The organism is Antiquaquibacter metalliresistens (assembly GCF_029211225.1).
GTDB lineage: Bacteria > Actinomycetota > Actinomycetes > Actinomycetales > Microbacteriaceae > Rhodoglobus > Rhodoglobus metalliresistens.
Map to the genome: position 1 here is coordinate 492,001 of NZ_JARGEM010000002.1, position 19,893 is coordinate 511,893.

The 19,893-nt window shown below is 69.8% G+C and carries 24 protein-coding genes; 11 read left to right on the top strand and 13 right to left on the bottom strand.

Going from position 1 to position 19,893, the window contains the following annotated elements; all coding sequences use genetic code 11:
- Together PYV02_RS05295 and PYV02_RS05300 are read right to left on the bottom strand one after the other, a co-directional pair.
- Window positions 1-1,221 (bottom strand): acetyl-CoA C-acetyltransferase, encoded by a 1,221-nt coding sequence (locus PYV02_RS05295; protein WP_275756903.1) that lies wholly within the window; start codon window positions 1,219-1,221, stop codon window positions 1-3.
- Window positions 1,218-2,024, bottom strand: a complete 807-nt coding sequence (locus PYV02_RS05300) for an SDR family oxidoreductase (protein WP_275756905.1) — start codon at window positions 2,022-2,024, stop codon at window positions 1,218-1,220. Before PYV02_RS05300 ends, PYV02_RS05295 begins: the two co-directional genes overlap by 4 nt.
- A 68-nt stretch (window positions 2,025-2,092) precedes the next feature.
- Between PYV02_RS05300 and PYV02_RS05305 the strand changes: the two genes are divergently transcribed.
- Complete coding sequence (locus PYV02_RS05305) at window positions 2,093-2,923, top strand: SDR family NAD(P)-dependent oxidoreductase (protein ID WP_275756907.1); 831 nt, start codon at window positions 2,093-2,095, stop codon at window positions 2,921-2,923.
- A gap of 14 nt (window positions 2,924-2,937) precedes the next feature.
- On the opposite strand, the gene PYV02_RS05310 is transcribed toward PYV02_RS05305, so the two are convergent.
- The 4 genes from PYV02_RS05310 to PYV02_RS05325 all read right to left on the bottom strand — a co-directional run bounded on the left by PYV02_RS05310 (window position 2,938) and on the right by PYV02_RS05325 (window position 7,986).
- A complete protein-coding gene (locus PYV02_RS05310) occupies window positions 2,938-3,750 on the bottom strand; it encodes an ABC transporter ATP-binding protein (RefSeq protein ID WP_275756909.1) in 813 nt (270 codons plus the stop codon).
- Window positions 3,747-5,573, bottom strand: a complete 1,827-nt coding sequence (locus tag PYV02_RS05315) for a branched-chain amino acid ABC transporter ATP-binding protein/permease (protein ID WP_275756911.1) — start codon at window positions 5,571-5,573, stop codon at window positions 3,747-3,749. Before PYV02_RS05315 ends, PYV02_RS05310 begins: the two co-directional genes overlap by 4 nt.
- Before the next feature lie 2 nt (window positions 5,574-5,575).
- Entirely contained in the window at window positions 5,576-6,433 is an 858-nt protein-coding gene (locus PYV02_RS05320) for a branched-chain amino acid ABC transporter permease (RefSeq protein WP_275756913.1), read from the bottom strand.
- A gap of 317 nt (window positions 6,434-6,750) precedes the next feature.
- On the bottom strand, window positions 6,751-7,986 hold the full coding sequence (locus PYV02_RS05325) for an ABC transporter substrate-binding protein (RefSeq protein ID WP_275756915.1): 1,236 nt from the start codon (window positions 7,984-7,986) through the stop codon (window positions 6,751-6,753).
- A 163-nt stretch (window positions 7,987-8,149) separates the two neighbouring features.
- Here PYV02_RS05325 and PYV02_RS05330 point away from each other — a divergent pair, with 163 nt between their 5' ends.
- Both PYV02_RS05330 and PYV02_RS05335 read left to right on the top strand, forming a co-directional pair.
- Window positions 8,150-8,935, top strand: a complete 786-nt coding sequence (locus tag PYV02_RS05330; RefSeq protein ID WP_275756916.1) for an SDR family NAD(P)-dependent oxidoreductase — start codon at window positions 8,150-8,152, stop codon at window positions 8,933-8,935.
- Between the two features lie 19 nt (window positions 8,936-8,954).
- Window positions 8,955-9,392 carry a nuclear transport factor 2 family protein gene (locus tag PYV02_RS05335; protein ID WP_275756918.1) on the top strand — a complete coding sequence of 146 codons (438 nt, stop codon included), beginning with the start codon at window positions 8,955-8,957 and terminating at the stop codon, window positions 9,390-9,392.
- Here the strand turns inward: PYV02_RS05335 and PYV02_RS05340 are convergent.
- The gene (locus tag PYV02_RS05340) at window positions 9,389-9,886 is read right to left on the bottom strand and encodes a nuclear transport factor 2 family protein (RefSeq protein ID WP_275756920.1); all 498 of its coding nucleotides are present in this window, start codon (window positions 9,884-9,886) and stop codon (window positions 9,389-9,391) included. The two genes, PYV02_RS05335 and PYV02_RS05340, sit on opposite strands and share 4 nt — an antisense overlap.
- A gap of 96 nt (window positions 9,887-9,982) precedes the next feature.
- Here PYV02_RS05340 and PYV02_RS05345 point away from each other — a divergent pair, with 96 nt between their 5' ends.
- Entirely contained in the window at window positions 9,983-11,155 is a 1,173-nt protein-coding gene (locus tag PYV02_RS05345) for an NADH:flavin oxidoreductase/NADH oxidase (protein WP_275756921.1), read from the top strand.
- Here the strand turns inward: PYV02_RS05345 and PYV02_RS05350 are convergent.
- On the bottom strand, window positions 11,143-11,616 hold the full coding sequence (locus PYV02_RS05350; protein WP_275756923.1) for a nuclear transport factor 2 family protein: 474 nt from the start codon (window positions 11,614-11,616) through the stop codon (window positions 11,143-11,145). The two genes, PYV02_RS05345 and PYV02_RS05350, sit on opposite strands and share 13 nt — an antisense overlap.
- Entirely contained in the window at window positions 11,613-12,362 is a 750-nt protein-coding gene (locus PYV02_RS05355) for a hypothetical protein (protein WP_275756925.1), read from the bottom strand. The genes PYV02_RS05350 and PYV02_RS05355 overlap by 4 nt, the downstream gene beginning before the upstream one ends.
- A 133-nt stretch (window positions 12,363-12,495) precedes the next feature.
- Between PYV02_RS05355 and PYV02_RS05360 the strand changes: the two genes are divergently transcribed.
- From PYV02_RS05360 to PYV02_RS05370, 3 genes are read left to right on the top strand one after another with little or no spacing between them, the layout of a single operon-like run.
- The gene (locus PYV02_RS05360) at window positions 12,496-13,239 is read left to right on the top strand and encodes an SDR family NAD(P)-dependent oxidoreductase (RefSeq protein ID WP_275756927.1); all 744 of its coding nucleotides are present in this window, start codon (window positions 12,496-12,498) and stop codon (window positions 13,237-13,239) included.
- Window positions 13,236-13,676, top strand: coding sequence for an acyl-CoA thioesterase (locus PYV02_RS05365; RefSeq protein ID WP_275756928.1), 441 nt, complete (start codon window positions 13,236-13,238; stop codon window positions 13,674-13,676). Before PYV02_RS05360 ends, PYV02_RS05365 begins: the two co-directional genes overlap by 4 nt.
- Window positions 13,664-14,497: an SDR family oxidoreductase gene (locus PYV02_RS05370; RefSeq protein WP_275756930.1), complete on the top strand. Its 834-nt coding sequence runs from the start codon at window positions 13,664-13,666 to the stop codon at window positions 14,495-14,497. The genes PYV02_RS05365 and PYV02_RS05370 overlap by 13 nt, the downstream gene beginning before the upstream one ends.
- A 21-nt stretch (window positions 14,498-14,518) precedes the next feature.
- Here PYV02_RS05370 and PYV02_RS05375 read toward each other — a convergent pair whose 3' ends face one another.
- The 4 genes from PYV02_RS05375 to PYV02_RS05390 form a co-directional block, all read right to left on the bottom strand.
- Window positions 14,519-15,301 (bottom strand): enoyl-CoA hydratase/isomerase family protein, encoded by a 783-nt coding sequence (locus PYV02_RS05375; RefSeq protein WP_275756932.1) that lies wholly within the window; start codon window positions 15,299-15,301, stop codon window positions 14,519-14,521.
- Window positions 15,298-16,206: an SDR family NAD(P)-dependent oxidoreductase gene (locus tag PYV02_RS05380; protein ID WP_275756934.1), complete on the bottom strand. Its 909-nt coding sequence runs from the start codon at window positions 16,204-16,206 to the stop codon at window positions 15,298-15,300. The genes PYV02_RS05375 and PYV02_RS05380 overlap by 4 nt, the downstream gene beginning before the upstream one ends.
- A 413-nt stretch (window positions 16,207-16,619) precedes the next feature.
- Entirely contained in the window at window positions 16,620-18,110 is a 1,491-nt protein-coding gene (locus PYV02_RS05385; protein WP_275756936.1) for a multicopper oxidase family protein, read from the bottom strand.
- Between the two features lie 30 nt (window positions 18,111-18,140).
- Window positions 18,141-18,398, bottom strand: coding sequence for a metal-sensitive transcriptional regulator (locus tag PYV02_RS05390; RefSeq protein ID WP_275756938.1), 258 nt, complete (start codon window positions 18,396-18,398; stop codon window positions 18,141-18,143).
- Between the two features lie 121 nt (window positions 18,399-18,519).
- On the opposite strand from PYV02_RS05390, the gene trxA reads away from it, so the two are divergent.
- Genes trxA through PYV02_RS05410 form a run of 4 tightly spaced genes read left to right on the top strand, consistent with a single transcriptional unit; the run spans window position 18,520 to window position 19,893 of the window.
- A complete protein-coding gene (trxA, locus tag PYV02_RS05395; protein WP_275756940.1) occupies window positions 18,520-18,891 on the top strand; it encodes a thioredoxin in 372 nt (123 codons plus the stop codon).
- Window positions 18,892-18,899: 8 nt separating this feature from the next.
- Complete coding sequence (locus tag PYV02_RS05400; protein WP_275756941.1) at window positions 18,900-19,205, top strand: rhodanese-like domain-containing protein; 306 nt, start codon at window positions 18,900-18,902, stop codon at window positions 19,203-19,205.
- Between the two features lie 2 nt (window positions 19,206-19,207).
- On the top strand, window positions 19,208-19,507 hold the full coding sequence (locus PYV02_RS05405) for a metal-sensitive transcriptional regulator (RefSeq protein ID WP_275756943.1): 300 nt from the start codon (window positions 19,208-19,210) through the stop codon (window positions 19,505-19,507).
- Between the two features lie 11 nt (window positions 19,508-19,518).
- A complete protein-coding gene (locus PYV02_RS05410) occupies window positions 19,519-19,893 on the top strand; it encodes a rhodanese-like domain-containing protein (RefSeq protein WP_275756945.1) in 375 nt (124 codons plus the stop codon).

Below are 19,893 nucleotides of genomic sequence, written 5' to 3' on the forward strand. Positions count from 1 at the left end.
TCAGCTGAGGCGCTCGAGCACCATCGCCATGCCCTGACCGCCGGCGGCGCACATCGTCTCGACGGCGAACTGCTCGTCGCGCTCCTGCAGGGCGTGGATCGCCGTGGTCGCCATCCGCGCGCCCGTCATGCCGAACGGGTGGCCGAGCGCGATCGCGCCGCCGTTGACGTTGACCTTGTCCATGTCAATGCCGATGTCCTCCACACACGGCAGCACCTGCGCGGCGAAGGCCTCGTTGATCTCCATGATGTCGATGTCGGAGACCGAGAGCTTGGCCAGCTCGAGTGCGCGCGCCACCGACTGCACCGGACCGAGACCCATGATCTCCGGGCTCACCGCTGACACCGCGGTCGACACGATGCGCGCCAGCGGCGTCAGCCCCAGCTCCTTGGCCTTGCGGTCGCTCATGATGACGAGGGCCGCTGCGCCGTCGTTGAGCGGGCAGCAGTTGGCGGCGGTCACGGTGCCGTGCTCGCGGAAGACCGGCTTCATGCCGGAGATGCCGTCGAGCGTCACACCGGCACGCGGGCCGTCGTCGGTGGTCACCCACGAGCCGTCGGGCAGCAGCACGGGCGTGATGTCGCGCTCCCAGAAGCCACGAGCGGCCGCCTGCTCGGCGAGATTCTGACTGCGCACGGCGAACTCGTCCTGCGCCTGACGTGAGACGTTGCGGAACTGGGCGACGTTCTCGGCGGTGTCCCCCATCGCGATGTAGATGTCCGGGATCTCGCCGTGCTCGCGCGGGTCGCTCCAGCGCGCGCCGGGGTCGGCGGCGAGCAGCGCAGTGCGCTCGGCACCCTTCAGGAAGGCGGGGTTCTTGGTGTCGGGCATCCCGTCCGACTTGCCGGCGCCGAAGCGCGAGACGGTCTCGACACCCGCGGAGATGAAGACGTCGCCCTCGCCCGCCTTGATCGCGTGGAAGGCCATGCGGGTGGTCTGCACCGACGATGCGCAGTAGCGATGCACGGTGGTGCCGGGCAGGGCGTCGAAGCCGAGCTGCATCGCGACCATGCGCGCGATGTTGTAGCCCTGCTCCCCCGCGGGCTGAGCGCAACCGACCATGAGGTCGTCGATCATCGCCGGATCGAGCTCAGGAACGGCCGCGAGCGCGGCACGCACCATCTGCACGGCGAGGTCATCACCGCGCAGGTCTTTGAGCGACCCCTTGTAGGCGCGGCCGATCGGCGAGCGGACGGCGGAGACGATGACGGCTTCGGTCATGACGGGGTTCCTTCTGAGCGTTGGGCGAACGAGGCGTGCGGGGTGTGGGCCAGGAAGGCGGGCCATTCGCCGCCCCCGTCGACATCGAGCACGGCACCGGTGATGTGGCTGGAGAGCGGGGAGGCGAGCACGACGCAGGCCGCGCCGATCTCCCGCGGGTCGGCCAGGCGCCCGCGGGGAATCGTGGCGGCGACGCGCGCGTAGCTTTCGGCGTCGCCGTAGTGGTCCTCGGCACCGTCGGTCGCGACCAGGCCACAGCTGACGGCGTTCACCCGGATGCGCGGTGCCCATTCGACGGCGAGGCTGCCGGTCAGACTCTCCAGCGCCGCCTTCGCGGCGCCATAGACGGCGGTGCCGGGACTCGGGCGCCTGGCGCTGATGGAGGTGACGTTGACGATGCTGCCGCCGCCTGACTGCCCGGCCATGATCGGGTACACCGCGTGCGAGACCGCGGCGGCGGCGAAGAAGTTGAGGTCGAGGATCTTGCGGTGCAACCGCAGCGATCCCTCGGCGAACCCGACGAACGGCGCCCCGCCGGCGTTGTTGACGAGCACGTCGATGCGGCCGCGGCGGTCGGAGACCTCGCTCACCCAGCGCGCGACCTGCTCATCGTCGCGCACATCGACCGCGCTGAATCGCGCGGTGCGCCCGTCGGTCTCGCGCAGGGTCTCGGGCGTGGTGCGACCGCAGATCTCGACCTCGGCGCCGGCGCGCAGGAACGTCTCGACGATGCCCTCGCCGACGCCTCGGGCGCCGCCCGTGACGAGCACCACCTGGCCGGTCAGGTCGATGACGATGGACATCGTTGGTCTCCTTGCTCCGCGTCTGCGCGGACCTCCCCACTCTACCAACCAAATGCTAGGTTAGTGCGATGAGCGATGAGGCTTCTCTCCAGCGGCGGGTGTGCGTGGTCACGGGTGGCGCGCTCGGCATCGGCGGCGCGATCAGCCGCAGGTTCGGGCGCACTGGCGATCATGTCATCCTGAACGATCTCGACGGGCCGGCCGCCGCGGTCGCGGCCGCGGAGATCGAGGCGAGCGGCGGCGCCTGCTCCGTCGTGATCGGCGACATCACCGAGCCGGCCGTCGTCGACGAGCTGGTCGCCGCCATCGATCGCGACGCCAACGGCATCGTCGACGTGCTCGTCAACAATGTCGGCGACTTCCGACCGGCGTCGCCGATCTTCCTGCGGAGCACCCCGGAGGCCTGGGACCGCCTCTACCGCCTCAACCTGCTGCATGTGCTCGCCGTCACGCACGCGCTCGCGCCGCGGATGGTCGAGCGCGGGCGGGGGTCGATCGTGAACCTGTCGACGGTCGAGGCCTACCGCGGCATCCCCGGGCACGCCGTGTACTCCGCGTTCAAGGCCGGCGTCTCCGCCTTCACGAAGAGCCTCGCCGTCGAGCTCGCTGGCTCCGGGGTGCGCGTCAACGGCATCGCGCCCGACCTGGCAGACACCGAGCAGACCCCCGCCGAACTCATGCTCGCCGGTCGCGACCCGGCGCTCATCCGCACCTGGGTGCCGCTCGGCCGCTTCGGCGACCCGGATGACTACGCCAGCGTCGTCGAGTTCCTCGCCTCCGATGCGGCGGGCTTCGTGACCGGCCAGACCCTGCCGGTTGACGGAGGCACGCTCGCGGCGTCGGGGTGGTACGCCCGCAGCACGCGCCGCGGCTGGACGAACCTCCCCGACGCCACCTGAGCGCCGGCGCTACGCTACCGCTTGGTCTTCTTCTGCCCGGGGAACTCGTCGTGCGCCCGCTCGGAGGCCTCAAGGTCGGTCTTGAGCGAGTGCTTTCCGAAGTAGGCGTCGTGCAGGATGCTGATGTCCGTGATCTCGGATGCCGGTGCCGACAGCACGGTGCGCCCCATGTCGAGCACCACCACGTCGTCGGCGATCGCCACCGAGGCGTCCACCGCCTGCTCGACGAGCAGGATGCCGATGCCGGTCTGCTTGAGCTCGGCGATGCGCTGCATGACCTCCTTGACGATCACGGGGGCGAGGCCGCCCGAGGGTTCGTCGAGCAGCAGCAGGCGGGGCGCCGCCATGAGCGCCGTGCCGATCGCGAGCATCTGCTGCTGACCGCCGGACATGCTACCGGCCGGCAGAGCCCGCTTCTCCTTGAGAATCGGGAAGAGACCGTAGATCTTGTCGATCTCCTCGCGCAGTTCGGATCGCTTGACCCGGCGCACCCGGCCGCCCAGCAGCAGGTTCTCCTCCACGGTCTGCGCGTGGAGCACGCGCTTGCCCTCCTGCACGTAGGAGATACCCATCTTCACCCGCTCGGGCACGCTGCGCTTGGTGAGCGCCTCGCCGTCGTACTCGACGGTGCCGCCGGTGACCTTGTTGAGTCCAGTCACGGCCCGCAGCGTCGTGGTCTTGCCCGCCCCGTTGCGGCCGAGGAGCACGGTGAGGCGTCCGGGATGCACCTCGAAGGAGACATCCCACACCACTCGCAGGTCGCCGTAGCCCGTGGCGAGGCTCTCGACCTTCAGCAGCGGTCGGGGGGTCGTGTCGGTCGAGCTCATCGGTGTCCCTCTCGCTGCTGTTCTTCGAGTTCATCGGGGTCGACGCCGAGGTACTCACTGAGCACCCGCGTGTTCGACTCGATCTCGGCTGGCGTGCCCTTGGCCATGACCTCGCCGTGCGCGAGCGCGACGATCTCGTCGGCCAGTGAGAGCACGAGTTGGAAGTTGTGCTCGACGAGCACCACCGTGCCTCCCGCTTCGGCGACCTTGCGCACGACGCGCGCGAGACGCTCCACCTCGTGCTCGTCGAGCCCGGAGGCGACCTCGTCGAGCAGCAGCACGCCGGGGCGCGAGATCAGGCAGCGCGCCACCTCGAGCATGCGACGCATGCCGAGCGGCAGCGAGAGGGCCTCGACGTCGCGGTACTGCGTCAGCCCCACGAGGGCGAGCACGCGATCCGCCTCGTCGTGGTCGCCGCGGCGTACGCGCCGGAATCCGGGCAGCCGCAACACGGCACTGACGATGGATGCGCGGTCGGACATATAGCGGCCCGATGCCACGGCGTCGTACACCGAGATGCCCTCGGGGATGTTCGGCGTCTGGAACGTGCGCGCCACGCCCGCGCGGGCCACCGCATCCGGACTCGAGGACTGCAGGCGGCGACCGTCGAGCTCGATCGAGCCGGCATCCGTGCGATAGAAGCCGCAGACCATGTTGAGCAGCGTCGTCTTGCCCGAGCCGTTCGGCCCGATGATCGCGGTGACGCGGCCCGGCTCCGCCGTGAGCGACACGTCGTTGAGCGCCCGGTTTCCGCCGAACGACTTCGTGACGCCGCTGATCACCAGCCGCTTGCCGTCGAAGCCCGAGAGCCCCGCAGCCTCCGCCTCGGCGGTCGCCCCGGCGGGCTTGGGCGTCTCCCTCGCCGCGCGCGCGTCGAGGCGTGCGACGAGCGATCGGAACACCCCCGCAAGGCCGCCGGTCAGCAGCACGCCGCCGATGATGAGGAACGCCCCCGTGAACAGCAGCGCGTACTCCTGGAAGCCGCTCGACTGGTTGAGGCCGAACTGCAGGATGCCCGCACCGATCACCGCCCCGTAGACGCTCGCCGAGCCGCCCAGGATCGAGGCCGCGAGCACGGTGGTCGCAAGCGTGAACCCGAACGCCTCCGGCGAGATGTACAGGTCGAGGTTCGCGAACAGCGCTCCCGCAAGTCCCGCGGGAACCGCGCCGAGCGCGTAGGCGGTGAGCTTCATCCGGAAGACCGAGATGCCGAGCGACGAGGCGAGCACGGGGCTGCGCTTGAGCACCCGGAACGCGACGCCGTGCCGCGAGGTCACGATGTTGCGCACGATGGCGAACCAGAGGATGACGACGACGCCGATCACGAGATAGACCTGGTCATCCGTCAACCGCTGCCCGAACAGGGTCGGCGGAGCGATGCCCGTGAGCCCGTTGCGGCCGCCCGTGTACTCCTTGAAGATCGCGAGCACATCGGGCAGCACGAGCACCAGGAAGAACGAGGTCATGGCCAGCGACCACCCGCCCAGCCTGAGCCCGGGTATGCCCGTGAGCAGGCCGACGAGCAGCGCGACGACCGCACCCGCGCCCAGCTGGATCAGGATGTCGGTCTGCCCCGCCTTGGAGATGAGACCAGCCGTATAGGCACCGGCCGCGTACATCGCCGCCTGGCCGAGAGCCAGCTCACCGGCGTAGCCGAGCGAGAGGTTCAGTCCGCTCACGACGAGGGCGAGGATGAGCGTGAGCTGGATCTGACGCTGGATCGAGAACTGCAGGCCCAGTTGCGGCAGGAGCAGGATCACGATGCCCAGCGCGAGCGGGATGATCCAGAGGGGGAACGAACGAAGGCGGATCCACCAAGCCACGATCACACCATCCTTTCTCGGGCGCGCACGAACAAGCCCGCGGGCTTGACGAGCAGGATGACGATGAGCAGGAAGAACACGGTGAGGTTCGCGAACTCGCCGCCGAGGTAACGGGCGGCGAGCGACTCCGCGAGGCCGACGACGACCGCGCCCACGAGCGCACCCGGCATGGAGCCGAAGCCGCCGATCGCGAGCACGACGAAGCCCTTGAGCGCCAGGGACGCGCCGAGGGTCGCGACCGCGAACGTCTTCGGTCCGACGAACATGCCGAGGATGCCGGCGAGCGCGCCCGAGAACACGAACGCCATGAGCGCGAGCCGGCGCACGTTCACGCCCCGCAGCTGCGCCGCCTCCGAGTCCTCGGACATGCCGCGCAGCGCGAGGCCGGTCAAGGAGACCTTGCCGTAGATGCCGAAGGCGATGACGAGCACCACGACGAGCACCACGAGTGCGATCTCGACCGGGTAGACGCGACCGCCGAGGAAGTCGATGGCCGCGTCGCCGGCGAAGAACGGCACCTTGAGCGGCTCGCCGCCCCAGATGAGCTGCGCTGCGCCATCGAGGAAGATCGACGCACCGAGCGTGGTGACCAGGATGTTGTGCTGGTCACGCACCGGCCGGATCGCCGCGATGTACTCGAGGTAGGCGACGATCGCGATCGCCACCATCGCCAGCAGCGCGGCGAGCACGGGGTTGAGGCCGAGCACCACGATGCCGGTGTAGGTGACGAAGGCACCGACCATCATGAGCTGCGCCTGGGCGAAGTTGAAGGTCTTCGACGAGACGAAGACGATGTTGTAGCCGATCGCGACGAGCGCGTACACCGCGCCCAGCGCGAGGCCGGTCCAGATGACGGTCATCGACGCGACTCCCGCCTGAGACGGGTGGCCTGCTCGGCGACCGGGGTGTGCGCGTTGCGCTCGCTCATGGATCTTCCTCTTTGAAGTAGCACGGCCAGTGGTCACTGCCGGTCGGCAGCCGGTCCGATCATCACGATCATCTCAAGTCACCAACCAAGCAATTGCTAGTTCGATAACGTATCACGGCTCGACGCCGTGCGGGAGTCCGAAATCGGGATGCCGGGCGGTCGCCACGACGCGCTCGCCCGGCACGCGCAAAAGGGTGACCTCCGCACGCGAATGCACGCGCGGAGGTCACCCTGCTGTCGATGTCTCAACTACCCCTTCGGGTGGTACTGCCCGTCGCGAACCTCGGACGGCGGGATGAAGGCGAACTCCGTACCGCTCACCTCGGGCGCGTGCGACTTCGCCGAGTAGGTGTAGTGAGACAGGATCGCGGTCTCCGCGGAGCCCGTGACCTCCGGGTCCTCGAGCGCCTTGGCGAGCGCCGCGGGGTCATCCAGGCTGCCGACCTTCTCGGCGGCGGCCCGAATCAGGCGCAGCGAGTCGTAGTTGTAGGCCAGGATGAGCGTCGCCTTGATCGGGTCGATCGAGACCATGGCCTCGACGGCCTGGTTCACGAGCGTCGCATCCTTGTTGAACACCGTGCTGTTGAAGACCTCCATCACGAGGTTCTTCACCTGGTCGGTGCCGAGCACGCCCGTCGGGGGCGGGGTCGAGATCAGGCCGGTTGCGGCGACCGAGTTGTTCCCGACGATCGGCACGTCCCAGCCGAGCTTCTCGATGCCCTGCAGCACGTAGCCGAGCGGTGCGCCGTACGCGTCGAGCACGAGGGCATCCGGGTTCTCGGCCTTGATGGTCTCGAGCTGCGGCGTCATGTCGAGCGAGGCGACGTCGTACTCCTCGTTCTTGAGCACGTCGAAGCCCGCCTTGGTGAGGGTCTCCTCCATGATGGCGCCGAAGGTCTCACCGTACGAGCTGCTGCCGTGGATGATGCCGACGGTCTCGTAGCCCTCGGCCTCCATGTGCTCGACGAAGCCCTTGGCGTACTGGGCCGGGCCGGGCGAGAGGTCGAAGTTGAGGGGGAAGGCGGACGGGTCGCTGGAGGTCGCGGTGGGGCCGATGTTGAACGACATGATGCCGGCCTGCGCGATGATCGGCAGCATGGCGTCGGCGACCGTGGACGGTCCCGAGTTCAGCACGAGGTCGGGCGGGGTGTCGGAGTTGATCGCCTCGCGCAACTTCGTGACAGCGGTCGTCGGATCGCCGGTGTCGTCCACGACGGTGACGACGACCTCGCGACCGAGGATGCCGCCTTCCTCGTTGATCACCTGCGCGCTCGCCTTGGCGGAGAGCACGGAGGTTGCCGCGTTGTTGGCGAGCACGCCCTCGGCGCTCAGCGCACCGAGCACGAGCACCTGGTAGGGCTCCTGGTCCTCGGTGTTGCCCGAGTCGCCACCGGTGGCACAGCCCGAGATGGCCAGAGTGACCGTCGTCGCCATCGCGGCGCCGAGCAGAATGCCCTTCGCTGCACGACCTTTGCCTGTTCGCATTGCTTCTCCTTTGAAGACTGAACCAGTTACTGAATGGATTGCGGAACGATCGGCCGCCTGTTTCGGGGAAACCAAGCAACCGCTAGCTCAGGGTAGCACGATTGCGCCGTCATACCAATCGCTTGCTTGGTATCGGGCGATCACCCCTGCTAGCGTGACGCGCATGCGCACTGAAGCGACAGATTCGACAGGCGGCGGCGAGTACTCGCGGCGCGCGGGCATCGCCCTCGTGACCGGAGGCTCCGGCGGCGTCGGCGCCGCGGTGGCACGACGTCTCGTCGAGGAAGGGGCGGCGGTCGCCCTGACCTACTTCAACAACTCGCCCCGCGAGCTTCTCGATGAACTCGGTCCGGCGGCCGAGGCCCACCGGCTCGACGTCACCGACGCGGATGCCACGCGGAGCCTCATCGGTGAGCTGGCCGCTCGGCACGGAGCCATCCACACCCTCGTGCACGCCTCCGGACCGCACGTGCCGATGGTGCACCTCTCGCGGGTGACCCCCGAGCAGTTCGCGGCCCAGGTGGACGCCGACCTGAACGGCTTCTTCAACGTCATGTCTGCGGCGATCCCGTCGCTTCGGGCATCGTCCGGCGCGGTCGCCGTCGTGACCACGGCCGCGACCACGCGGTATCCCGTGCGGGACGGGCTCTCCGCGGCACCGAAGGGGGGCGTCGAGGCGCTCGCCAGGGCGCTCGCGGTCGAGGAGGGGCGGTTCGGCATCCGGATCAACTGTGTCGGACCGGGCATGCTCACCGACGGGATGTCGGCGCGGCTCATCGGGTCTGGGGCGCTCGACGAGCGGGCGCTCGCGGTCGCGATGGGCAACATCCCGCTGCGCCGTTTCGGCACGACGGTCGACATCGCCGAGGCCGTGCTCTTCCTGTGCTCGGATCGCGCCCAGTTCATCACCGGCCAGAAGCTCGACATCGACGGCGGCTATGGGGTCTGATCCCCGAAACGGAGCGGCAATGATCGGCCCACTCGACGCGGACGACATCCTCGAGATCCAGCAGCTCATCGCGAGGATCGCCACCACCGCCGACCTCGCGGAGAACCTCGACGACTACCTCGCGAACTTCACCGACGACGTCGTCTTCGACTTCGCGCCCGTGCCGGCCGTCGGCCTCGCCGCGCACGTCTACTCGGGGCTCGATGCGGTGCGCGCGGGCGCGCTCGAGCGCCGCAGCGCGGGCGTGCAGGGTCCGGGGTCGCGCACGATGCACGTGGTGAGCGATCTCGTCGTCACGCCGAGCGGCGCGGAGACCGCGGAGGTGCACGTGGCGTGGCAGTACTTCGGGCTGCGCGACGGCGTTCCCGCCGTGCTCGCGCTCGGCTTCTACCGCAACCTCGTGCGGCGAGTCGACGGTCGTTGGCTGCTGGCTCGACGCGAGGTCACGGTCTTCTAGCGCAGCTCCCCGACGAGCCGTAGCACGAGGTCGTCACCGGCGGTCGAACGCGGACCGGTCGCCTCGGGGGTCATCCATCGGCCGGCCTCGGAACGCGTCCACTCCCGGATCGCGAACCGCTCGACGATGCGCCACCCGCCGGCCTCCACACGCAGCCGGTCGACGTAGCGGAACCCGCTCGTGAAGTTGCGTGCCGGGCTGTCGGAGGGCTCGCCCCAGTGCACGGCCGTGCCGTAGGTCTCGGCGACGGCGGCATCCCCTGCGACCCAGCTGAGGTGGTTGGCCGCGATGTGCATCGTGCCCGTGAAGTCCGCGAGCCGTTCCTGCACCCAGGCGACGTAGTCGTCGGCCGCGCCGGAGAAACCGGTGTGATGGTCGACCCCGTCCGCCGCGTAGACGGCACGCACCGCGGCGAAGTCGCGTCGGTCGATCGCGCGGCAGTACTGCAGCACGAGCTGGTGGATGTCGTGCTTCGCCGACAGGAGATCGCTCATGGCCCCAGCCTTGCCGCTCCGGCATGATTGCACAAGCGCTTGCTTGCTAGTATCGCCAACAGCCGGTGTGCGCCGGGGAGTGGAAGCCGTGGATCGATGGACCGGGCCAGCAGCGTGTTCACGCCATTGCGATTGCGCGACATCGAGATCCCCAACCGCGTGATGGTCTCGCCCATGTGCATGTACGCGGCCGCGGACGGCATCGCCTCCGACTACCACCTGGTGCACCTGGGCCGATTCGCGCTCGGCGGCGCCGGACTCGTGGTGGTCGAGGCGACGGGCATCACCGCGCAGGGCCGCATCTCGCACCACGACCTCGGGCTCTGGAACGACGAACAGGCGGATGCCCTCGCCCGCGTCGCGACGTTCCTGAAGGCCCATGGCAGCATCCCCGGCATCCAGCTCGCCCACGCGGGCCGCAAAGCGTCGACGACGCCGCCGTGGGAGCGTGGACGCCCGCTCGTCGATGCGGATGCCGCCAGCGGCCTCGGGCCGTGGCCCGTCATCGGGCCGAGCGCGGTCTCGGCGGGTCCCGGCTGGCCGGTGCCGCACGAACTCGACGAACGCGGCATCGCCGAGTCGATCCGCGCCTGGGGCGACGCCGCGAGGCGGGCGAGAGCCGTGGGATTCGAGGTGATCGATCTGCACGGCGCCCACGGCTATCTGCTGCACAGCTTCCTCTCGCCGATCTCGAACACTCGCGGCGACCGCTACGGAGGCGACCTCGAGGGTCGCATGCGCTATCCGCTCGAGGTGGTGCGCGCGGTGCGCGCCGCGATCGGGGATGAGGTCGCGCTCTTCTACCGGATGTCGGTCACCGACGGCGTGGAAGGCGGCATCACCCTCGACGACTCGATCCTCTTCGCGCGAGCCCTCGGCGACGCGGGCGTGGATCTCATCGACGTCTCCTCCGGGGGCATCGTGACGGACCGCGCGATCGACACGCGCGTGCGCCGCGGCTTCGCCTTCCACGCGCCGTTCTCCGGCCCGTTGCGCGCGGCGACGGGACTGCCGGTCGCGACCGTGGGCCTCGTCGTGGATGCACTCCAGGCCCAGGCGATCATCGATCACGGCGACGCCGACCTCGTCGCGCTCGGGCGGGAGATGCTGCACGATCCGAACTGGGCGCATCACGCGCGCGCGAGTCTCGACCTCGAGGACTGGGAGCGCTGGCACCGCGAGGCCGCGTGGGCCCTCGCCGCCCGGCACGCCTCCATGGCGAGATTGCGCGAGTCCGGCGAGTCGCCGATGACCCGCTACTCGGGCTGATCGAGCTCGAGCAGCCGCCGCGCCTCGGGCGAGCCGTCGAGCGGACGGTTCATCCTCGAGAGCACGCGCCAGCCGTCGGGCGTGCGCTCGAACTCCCACCGGTTGGCGCTGACCCGCACGACGGTCCAGTGATCGCCGTCGCGCACGTACACCCGCGAGTAGCCGATGGCCGTCGCGCGGTCGCCGTCCACGTGCACGACCGGCGGCGCGAGCACGTGCGCGCACCCGCGCGCGACCCAGGCGGCATGCTCCTCGAGATCGACGAGTGCCGCGACCTGCTCCGGCCCGACGAGGGCACCCGCGCCGAAGTCGTACTCGCCGTCTTCGCTCCACATCGCGGCGACCCGTTCGCGCGAGCGCGTGTCGACCGCCGGACCGTACCCGGCGACGAGCCGCTGCACCGCCAGTTCGTCCTCGATCGCGCGCAGTCGCCGTTCGAGTCCGGCCAGTTCCGCGCTCACCAGTCCTGCCACGGGATGATGCGGCGCAACGGCGAGCTGAGCAGCACCTCTCCGACCTCGGGCCCATCGCCCGAGGCATCCCGCATGTGTTCCGCCGACTCGAGTGGATCACCGTCGAGGTAGGTCAGCCGCAAGCGCAGCGAGCCGAGCTCGTCGTCGTCCCCGGTGCCGAGCGGCAGGGTCGAATGGCGTTGGTGGCGATCGAGGGCGAAGGTCCAGGCGCCGGCGACCCCAGGTATCCCGAGCAGCCGCGGCATGAGCACCCGGTCCTCCCAGGCGAAGCGTTCGTGCGTCTCGGCGGCGAACGGCCGCGCGTGACGGGTGAGCTCGACGTGCACGCCCCGGTTCGGTCGCAACGGCAGCACGTCGGCGCTCACGAGCGCCTCCGGCGCGGCATAGCCCTTGACCGGCGTGAAGAACGAGAGCATCCGTCGCTGGATGCCCGGCAGCATCGGGCCGCGCCCCCACTGGAACGACTCGGCACCGAGGCGATCCCACTCGGCGAGCGACTGGGCGGCGGGCTCGCGGAACAGGTACATCGCGAGATAGTCGATCTCGGCAAAGCGCTCCGTCGCGGTGCCGGCCGCGCGGTACTCCGCCGGTCTCGCCCATCGCTCGCCCCAGGCCACGCCGGGCAGCGCCCGGTTCTCGGGCAGATGGTCGAGCTGGTGCCACTCGTTGTAGGCCCGATGCTGGGCGGGATCGGTCATCTCGATGAGCGAGAAGAAGGCCAGTGCGTACGTCATTGAGCACCTCCATGCTCAACCTAACGCTTGCTCGTTCGTCGGTCCAGTGCCCCCGCGATGCGACCGTTCGACAGGCGACCCCTCGCACCGATACGATCGCAGAAACAAGCAAACGCTTGGCAGGAGGAGCATCATGGGCGATGCAGATTTCGGATTCGACGCGGGCGACGCGATCCTCATCACGGGCGCGGGCAGCGGCATCGGTCGCGCGACGGCGATACAGGCGGCCCGCATGGGCCTCGCCGTCAGCGCGTGGGACCTCGTGCCGGAGGGCCTGGAGACCACGGTCGCGGAGATCGAATCCCTCGGCGGCACGGTGCACAGCTGGGTGGGCGACGTGAGCGATGCGGTGGTCGTCGGCGACGGCATCGCAGACACCGTGGAGCATCTCGGCACGCCGCGGTACCTCCACAACAACGCCGGTCCCGCCTCGAGTTCGGGCATCGGATTCGACGACGCCGTGCGGGTCTCGCTCGGCAGCGTGCGCATGATGACCGATGCCTGGGCCGCGGCCGGGCCCGGTGCCGGCGCGTCGATGGTCGTCACGACCTCGGTCGCCGGCAACGTGGTCGGCACCCAGCCCGCGTGGTACTCCACGGTCAAGGCCGGCCTCATGGGCTACGTGCGGCACCTCGCGGCACACCGGGCGGACGAGTTCCGCTCAAACGGCGTCGCGCCGGGCATGACCGACACCCCGCGCTTGGCCGGATTCGCCGCGAGCGAGGTGGGGCAGCGCGTACTGACACGCATCCCCCTGCACCGCATGGCGCAGCCCGAGGACATCGCGTTCGCGACGCTCTTCATGCTCTCCCCGCTCGCCGGGTACATCAACGGCGTGTTCCTGCCCGTCGACGGCGGGTGGACGGTGACGCAGTGAGTCCCGCGCGCGAGCCCGCCTCCGGGCCGCCGTTGCATGAGCACGTCTTCCGGCTGAGCTACGGCGACACCGACCCGGCGGGCATCCTCTATTACGGCGCCTGGCTGCCGCGCATGGAGGCCCTGCAGTCCGAGTGGCTGCTGTTCCAGGGGCTGCGACAGGACACGCTCGCCAAGCGCTTCGGCTGGTGGACCGTCTCGCGTGCGAGCGAGTGCGAGTATCTCGAAGCCGCCCGGCTCTTCGACGAGATCCGCATCGAGCTGCGCATGGGGCGCATCGGCACCACGTCCCTGCAGTTCGAGTTCGAGATGTGGCGGCTCGCCGATGGCGTGCGCGTCGGCCGCGGGTCGAACACCATCGTGACGGTCTCTCCAGAGCTCGTGCCCATCCCGATCCCGGACGACTTCCGCACGCGGCTCGACGAGTGGGCGGCCTGACCTCCGGCGTCGCGGTCATCACCGGCGCCGGTGGTGGCATCGGGGCGGCGCTCGCGCGGCGCGCGGCCGGTGACGGGATGCGCGTGGTCGTCGCCGACATCGACACGGACGCCGCCCGGCGCGTCGCCGTCGAAACGGGAGGCGTTGCCGTCACCGCCGACGTGCGCGACCCGGCCTCGATCGACGCGCTCGCCGAGCGCGCATACGAGCACTTCGGCCGGGTGGACCTGCTCGTCAACAACGCCGGCATCGAGCAGTTCGGCCCGTTGTGGGACACCTCGGTGGAGAGCTGGCGCCGGATCGTCGACGTCAATCTGAGCGGGGTCTTCTACGGCATCCGGAGCTTCGTACCGCGCATGATCGCCCAGGGGCATCGCGCCGAGATCTGGAACACCGCATCCCTCGCGGCGATCATGTCGGTGCCGAATCAGGCCGCATACACCGCGACGAAGCACGCGGTGCTCGGCCTCAGCGAGACCCTGCAGCTCGAACTCGAGGCCGGTGGCCACCCGATCCAGGTCCGGGTGATCCTGCCGGCGGCGGTCGCGACCGGCATCCTCGACACGGCCGGGGTGGTCGATCGTGGGGATGTCGCGGCCGCGGAGAAGGTGCGCGCGGCCATGCGCCGACTGAGCCGCACGGCGATGGACGCGGATGAGACGGCCGCGGCCATCGTCGAGCAGGCCGCCGCGGGGCGGTTCCACCTCATCCCGCAGCCGCGCATCGCCGAGCGGATGGCCCGACAGCGCGCCGCGCGGGTGCGTGACTGGCTCCCGCCCGAACCGCCCCGGGCCGAGCACGCCGAGGACTGGGGGCGCTGAGGACTGGGGCGCTGAGCCGCCTCAGCCCGCCGACCGGCTCAGGAACGCCTCGATGCGACGCTGGGCATCCGAGGACGGCAGCATCGCGGTGATCGTGCGGGCCTCCTCCTCGAGGTGCGCTCCGAGATCGAGGAGCCGTGAGCGCCGCAGCAGTCGCACCGTCTCGTTGGCGGCCGGCGACGAGGTCAGCGTGGCGGCGAGCTCGGCCACTCGGGCGTCGAGACGATCGCCGGCGACGAGCTCGCTCGCGAGTCCCCAATCGAGCGCGGTGGCGGCATCGATGCTCTCGCCGAGCAGCAGCATGCGTCGGGCGCGAAGTTCGCCGATCGCCAGCGGCAGCAGCGCGGAGACGCCCGTGTCCGGCGTCAGCCCGGCGGCACCGTAGGCCGCGGTGAACCGCGCGGAGGGCGCGCACACGACGACGTCGGCGTTGAGCACCAGGCCGAGTCCCGCGCCGGCGACCGCCCCCTCGACGACGGCGAGCAGCACCGTGCTCGAGTCGGCGAGCGCGACGATCCCCTCGTGCAGCGTGTCGGCCAGGTGGCGGATGTAGCCGCTCGGGTCCGGCGCGGACTGCATCGCCCGCAGGTCGCCGCCCGCCGAGAAGAACCGCGCTCCCCCGCGCAGCACGACGAGGGCGAGCCCCTCGTCGACGGCGGTGCGGAGCCCCGCGGTCAGCGCCTGCGCGGTCGGCAGGTCGAGAGCGTTCGCGGTGCCGTGCTGCAGCGTGAGATGCAGGGCGTCGCCGTCGCGTCGAACCAGCACCCGGTCGCCCGCGACCCCGGCAGTGCGTGGCTCGCTCACTGCGGGTCCAGGAGGGTCTCGTCGGCGGCGATGCGCGGGTCCGGAACGCCGGCGAGCGCCATCCACTCCGCGTAGAAGTCGTCGTCGGACTCCTGCCCGAAGAGACCGACCCAGCGTTCGTCGCTCACGCTCTGTCGCAGCGCGATGTTGCGCACGGCATCGGTGCCCACGCGCGTGCGGAAGGGACTCGCCGGGTCGTTCAGCACGCGCTCGATCGCCCTGGCCACATCGTCGGGAGCCATGCTCTCGGTGCGGTCGGCGGCGATGAGGGTGCGGTACCGCTGCAGCATGCGGTCGTACGCGGGCGGGTTGGTTCGCGGCGTGATCTTGCCGCGCATCGCCGTGAGCGTGATGCCGGGCTGCACGATGGCGACACGGATGCCGAGCTCGCGCACCTCCATGGCGAGCGACTCGAGCGAGCCCTCGAGCGCGCACTTCGAGCCGGCGTACGCGGTCCAGGTCGGGAAGATCGCCTGCGAGGACTGCGACGTCACAGCGGCGATCACCCCGCCGCCGGCCTCGCGCATGCCCGGGAGCACCTGCTTGATGCACCGCATCGCACCGAAGTAGTTGACCTCGAACATGTCACGCAGTTCGTCCAGGCTGTTCTGCTCGAGCGTCGAGCCGAAGAACAGGCCCGCGTTGTTGACCAGTCGGCCGACGGGACCGTCCGCGGCGATCACCGCGGCGAAGGCCTCGCTCACCGAGGTGTCGTCGCTGACGTCGGCGCGCACGATGCTCAGGTCGAGCCCCTCGGCAGCGGCGAGTTCGATCAGGTCGCGGCAGGCTTCAGGACTGCGCACGAGCGCGCGCACCCGATCGCCGGCTCTGGCCTGACGGAGAGCGACGGCGCGGCCGATTCCCGTGCTCGCGCCCGTGACGACCGTGAGGATGCGCTGTTCCACGGAGTGCCCCTTCGTGCTGGCTCTCGTCGTGGCGTACCGAACGCGGACGCGGACGACCGCCCTCGTCGTCCTCGACGAATCGTGCGTGACGACGCGCTGCCACGCCGTCCGTCCAGGCTGGCACACCCGCCAACACAAAGCAAACGCTTGGTCGAACCTCTGTCGCGGAGATCGCCCGGGTGGCGGCTACTTGCCGAACAGTCGCGCGAACAGACCGGTACGCGGTTCCGCGGCGTGACCCTCACAGCGCTGCGACTTCGGCACACCCCTCATCACCTGGTCGACATGCTGGCCGCACCCGGCCCACGTCGTCTTGCCGCACTTACGACACGTCACTGCCGAACACATGGTTCCTCCTGCTGGTTGGTTTCGATCAGTATACCCCCGGGGGTATGCCGACACCAATCGAGACGTCACGCCGTGCGGATCACCGCCATCATGCCCTGGTCCTCGTGGTCGAGGATGTGGCAGTGGTACACGGCCTTGCCCGTGATGCCCTCGAAGGCGATCCGCACGATCGCGCGGCCGTTCGCAGGCACCGGCACGACATCCCGGTAGTCGACGTCAGCAACGGGTGCGCCATTGATCTCGACGAGCTGCATCGGCCAGACATGCAGATGGAACGGGTGATCCATCGTGCTCGTGTTGACGATCTGCCATTCCTCGATCGCGCCGGCCGCGACCTCGGTGTCGATGCGCTCGTGGTCGAACTCGTTGCCGTCGATCGTGAACCCCATGCCACCGCCCATACCGCCACCCATGCCGCCACCCATCGCGAGGGTGATCGTGCGCGCGCCGCTGATCGGCTCGAGGCGCAGGTCGCGCTGGGCCGACTGCGGGGGCACCGGGGCGGCCTCGACGCGACCGCCGCCGGCAACGGTGAGCGATGCCAGATCGGCACCCGTCGTGTTGCTCGCTGGCCCGCCCATCCCCGCGCTGCCGCGGTCGAAGGGCAGGGTGCGCAACATCGCCGACCCCTCGGTCATGGTCACGAGCAGGTCCGCCCGGTTGCCCGGCGTGAGCACCACCTCATCGACCGAGCGCGGCTCGTCGTAGCGACCGCTGTCGATGCCGAGCAGCGTGAGCGCCTGCCCGTCGAGCCGCAACCGCAGGTAGCGCGAGGCGCAGGCGTTCACGATGCGCCACCGCTCCCGCTCGCCGTCCCGGGCGAGCATGGTGCCGCCCACCTGTCCGTTGACCATCACGACGCTGCCCTCGCGCCCCAGCATCCGGGTCATGTTGGATGCCGCCTCAAGCGTTCCGGCCGAGTCGAAGCCGATGTCGGAGATGACGAGCACTCGCTCGCGCGCGACCGCGATCGGCTGCTCGTCTTCGACGATGATCGTGCCGTAGAGGCCGCCGAAGAGCTGCTCGGCGGAGTTGCCGTGATGGTGCGGGTGGTACCAGAAGACCCCGGGCGGATGATCGGCGCCGAGCACGTACTCGTAGTCGTGCGTGCCGCCCGGATCGATCATGATGAAGACGTTGTCGCCATCGCCCTCGGGCGAGACGACGAGCCCGTGGGTGTGCAGGTTCGTCGGGGCGGCGAGTCCGTTCGCGAATCGCAGCGAGATCCGGTCCCCGCGCCGCAACCGGAGAGTCGGCCCGGGCAGCGTCCCGTTGTAGGCGATCGCCCGAACGGCGGTGCCGCCGATCGCGACCGTGGTGGGCGCGGCGGTGAGTTCGAGCGCGAGTCGCCCGGCGGCGCTCGTGAGCGTCGGTGGTTCGGTAAGGCTTCCCGCATCGAACTCGCCGGCGACCGGCGATGGTGTCGTGCTCGGCACCGGAGCCGGTTGCTCCGGCTGTCGGCCGGTGATCAGCAGCGCGGTGGCGCCGCCCGCGACGACCACGCCAGCACCGATGCCGCCGAGGATGATGACCTGGCGACGAGTCAACTCAGCCATGCGCGCTCCTTTGCGCTCGGACGGTCTCGCTCAGGCGAGCGAGAGGAAGAGCTTCTCCAACTGGGCCTTGTCGAGCTCCGGGTCGTCCTGCTTGACGCACTTCTCGAGCGTGCTCGCGATGATCGCGAAGCCTGCTCGGTCAAGCGCGCTCGACACGGCCGCCAGCTGGGTGACCACGCTCGTGCAGTCCTGGCCCTCGTCGACCATGCGGATGACCGCGGCCAACTGACCCTGCGCCCTGCGCAGTCGGTTGAGCACGGGCTTCATGTCGGTCGGGTCGAGATCCATCGTTCCTCCAGGCTGCTTCGGATGCGTCATCTCATGATACCCCCATCGGTATCTTGAATACCCCCTGGGGTATATGGCATACTCGAAGAGATCCGCCCAACGGCATCGAAAGGCAAGAACCGTGGCATCCACACCCCTGACCGCCGAGACCTTCGGCTCCACCGTCGAGAACGGCATCGTGCTCGTCGACTTCTGGGCCGCCTGGTGCGGCCCCTGCCGGGCGTTCGCCCCGGTCTTCGAGAAGGCCTCGGAGGCCCACCCCGACATCGTGTTCGGCAAGGTCGACACCGAGGCCGAGCGGCAGCTCGCCGCCGCGGCCCACATCACCTCCATTCCGACGCTCATGGCGTTCCGGGACGGCATCCTCGTCTTCTCGCAGCCCGGCGCGCTGAGCGCACCCCAGCTCGAACAGCTCATCGGTGCGATCGAGCAGCTCGACATGGACGAGGTGCGCCGCAACATCGAATCCACCACGACCACCACCCGAGCCTGAGGACCAGCATGAAGAACATCACCACGACCGAACTCGCCGCGATGGGCGCCGGGGCGACGATCGTCGACGTCCGCGAGGCGGACGAGTTCGCCGGCGCACGCGTCGACGGCGCGACCAACGTGCCCCTGAGCGAGCTCGCCGGTCGACTCGGCGACATCCCGAGGGATCGCACCGTCTACGTCATGTGCCTCTCCGGGGGTCGCAGCGCCCGCGCCACCGCCTTCCTCGAGGGGGAGGGCTTCGACGTCGTTAACGTGCTCGGCGGCATCAGCCAGTGGCACGGCGACGGGCTGCCGATCGTCATGGCGGCCTGACGATGGACGTCCAGCGATCCGGGGCCGCCGCGGTCCCGCGGATCGCGGACGACCAGCGCAAGATCGTCAACCGGCTCAAGCGCGCCAACGGCCAACTCGTCGCCGTGATCGGCGCCCTGGAGAACGGGGCCGACTGCCCGACGACCATCACCCAGCTCTCGGCCGTCTCCAGCGCGATCGATCGCGCCGGCTTCGCCTTGATCTCCTCGGCGATGCGCGACTGCGTGACCCGCACCGCGAGCGACGACGAGCGAGAGCAGACCCTCCGCAACCTCGAACGACTCTTCATCACGCTGACCTAAGGACCCCCATCATGAAGCTCACCCGCACGATCGCCGCACTCGCCCTCGCCGCCTCCGTCAGCCTCGGGGTCACTGCCTGCACCGCCGCCCCCGCATCCGAGACGATCTCGGTCTCGGCCGAGACCGTGATCATCGACGTGCGCACCGCCGACGAGTTCGACTCCGGGCATCTCGAGGGGGCGATCAACCTCGACGTGCAGTCCGCGTCGTTCGACGCGCTGGCGGCGCAACTGCCCACCGATGGCGACTACGTCGTGTACTGCCGTTCCGGCAACCGTTCCGCGGCGGCGATCGAGCGACTCCAGGCGCTCGGCTTCACGTCGCTGACCAACGCCGGCGGACTGGATGCGGCGGCGACCGCGACCGGCCTCGACATCGTGCGCTGA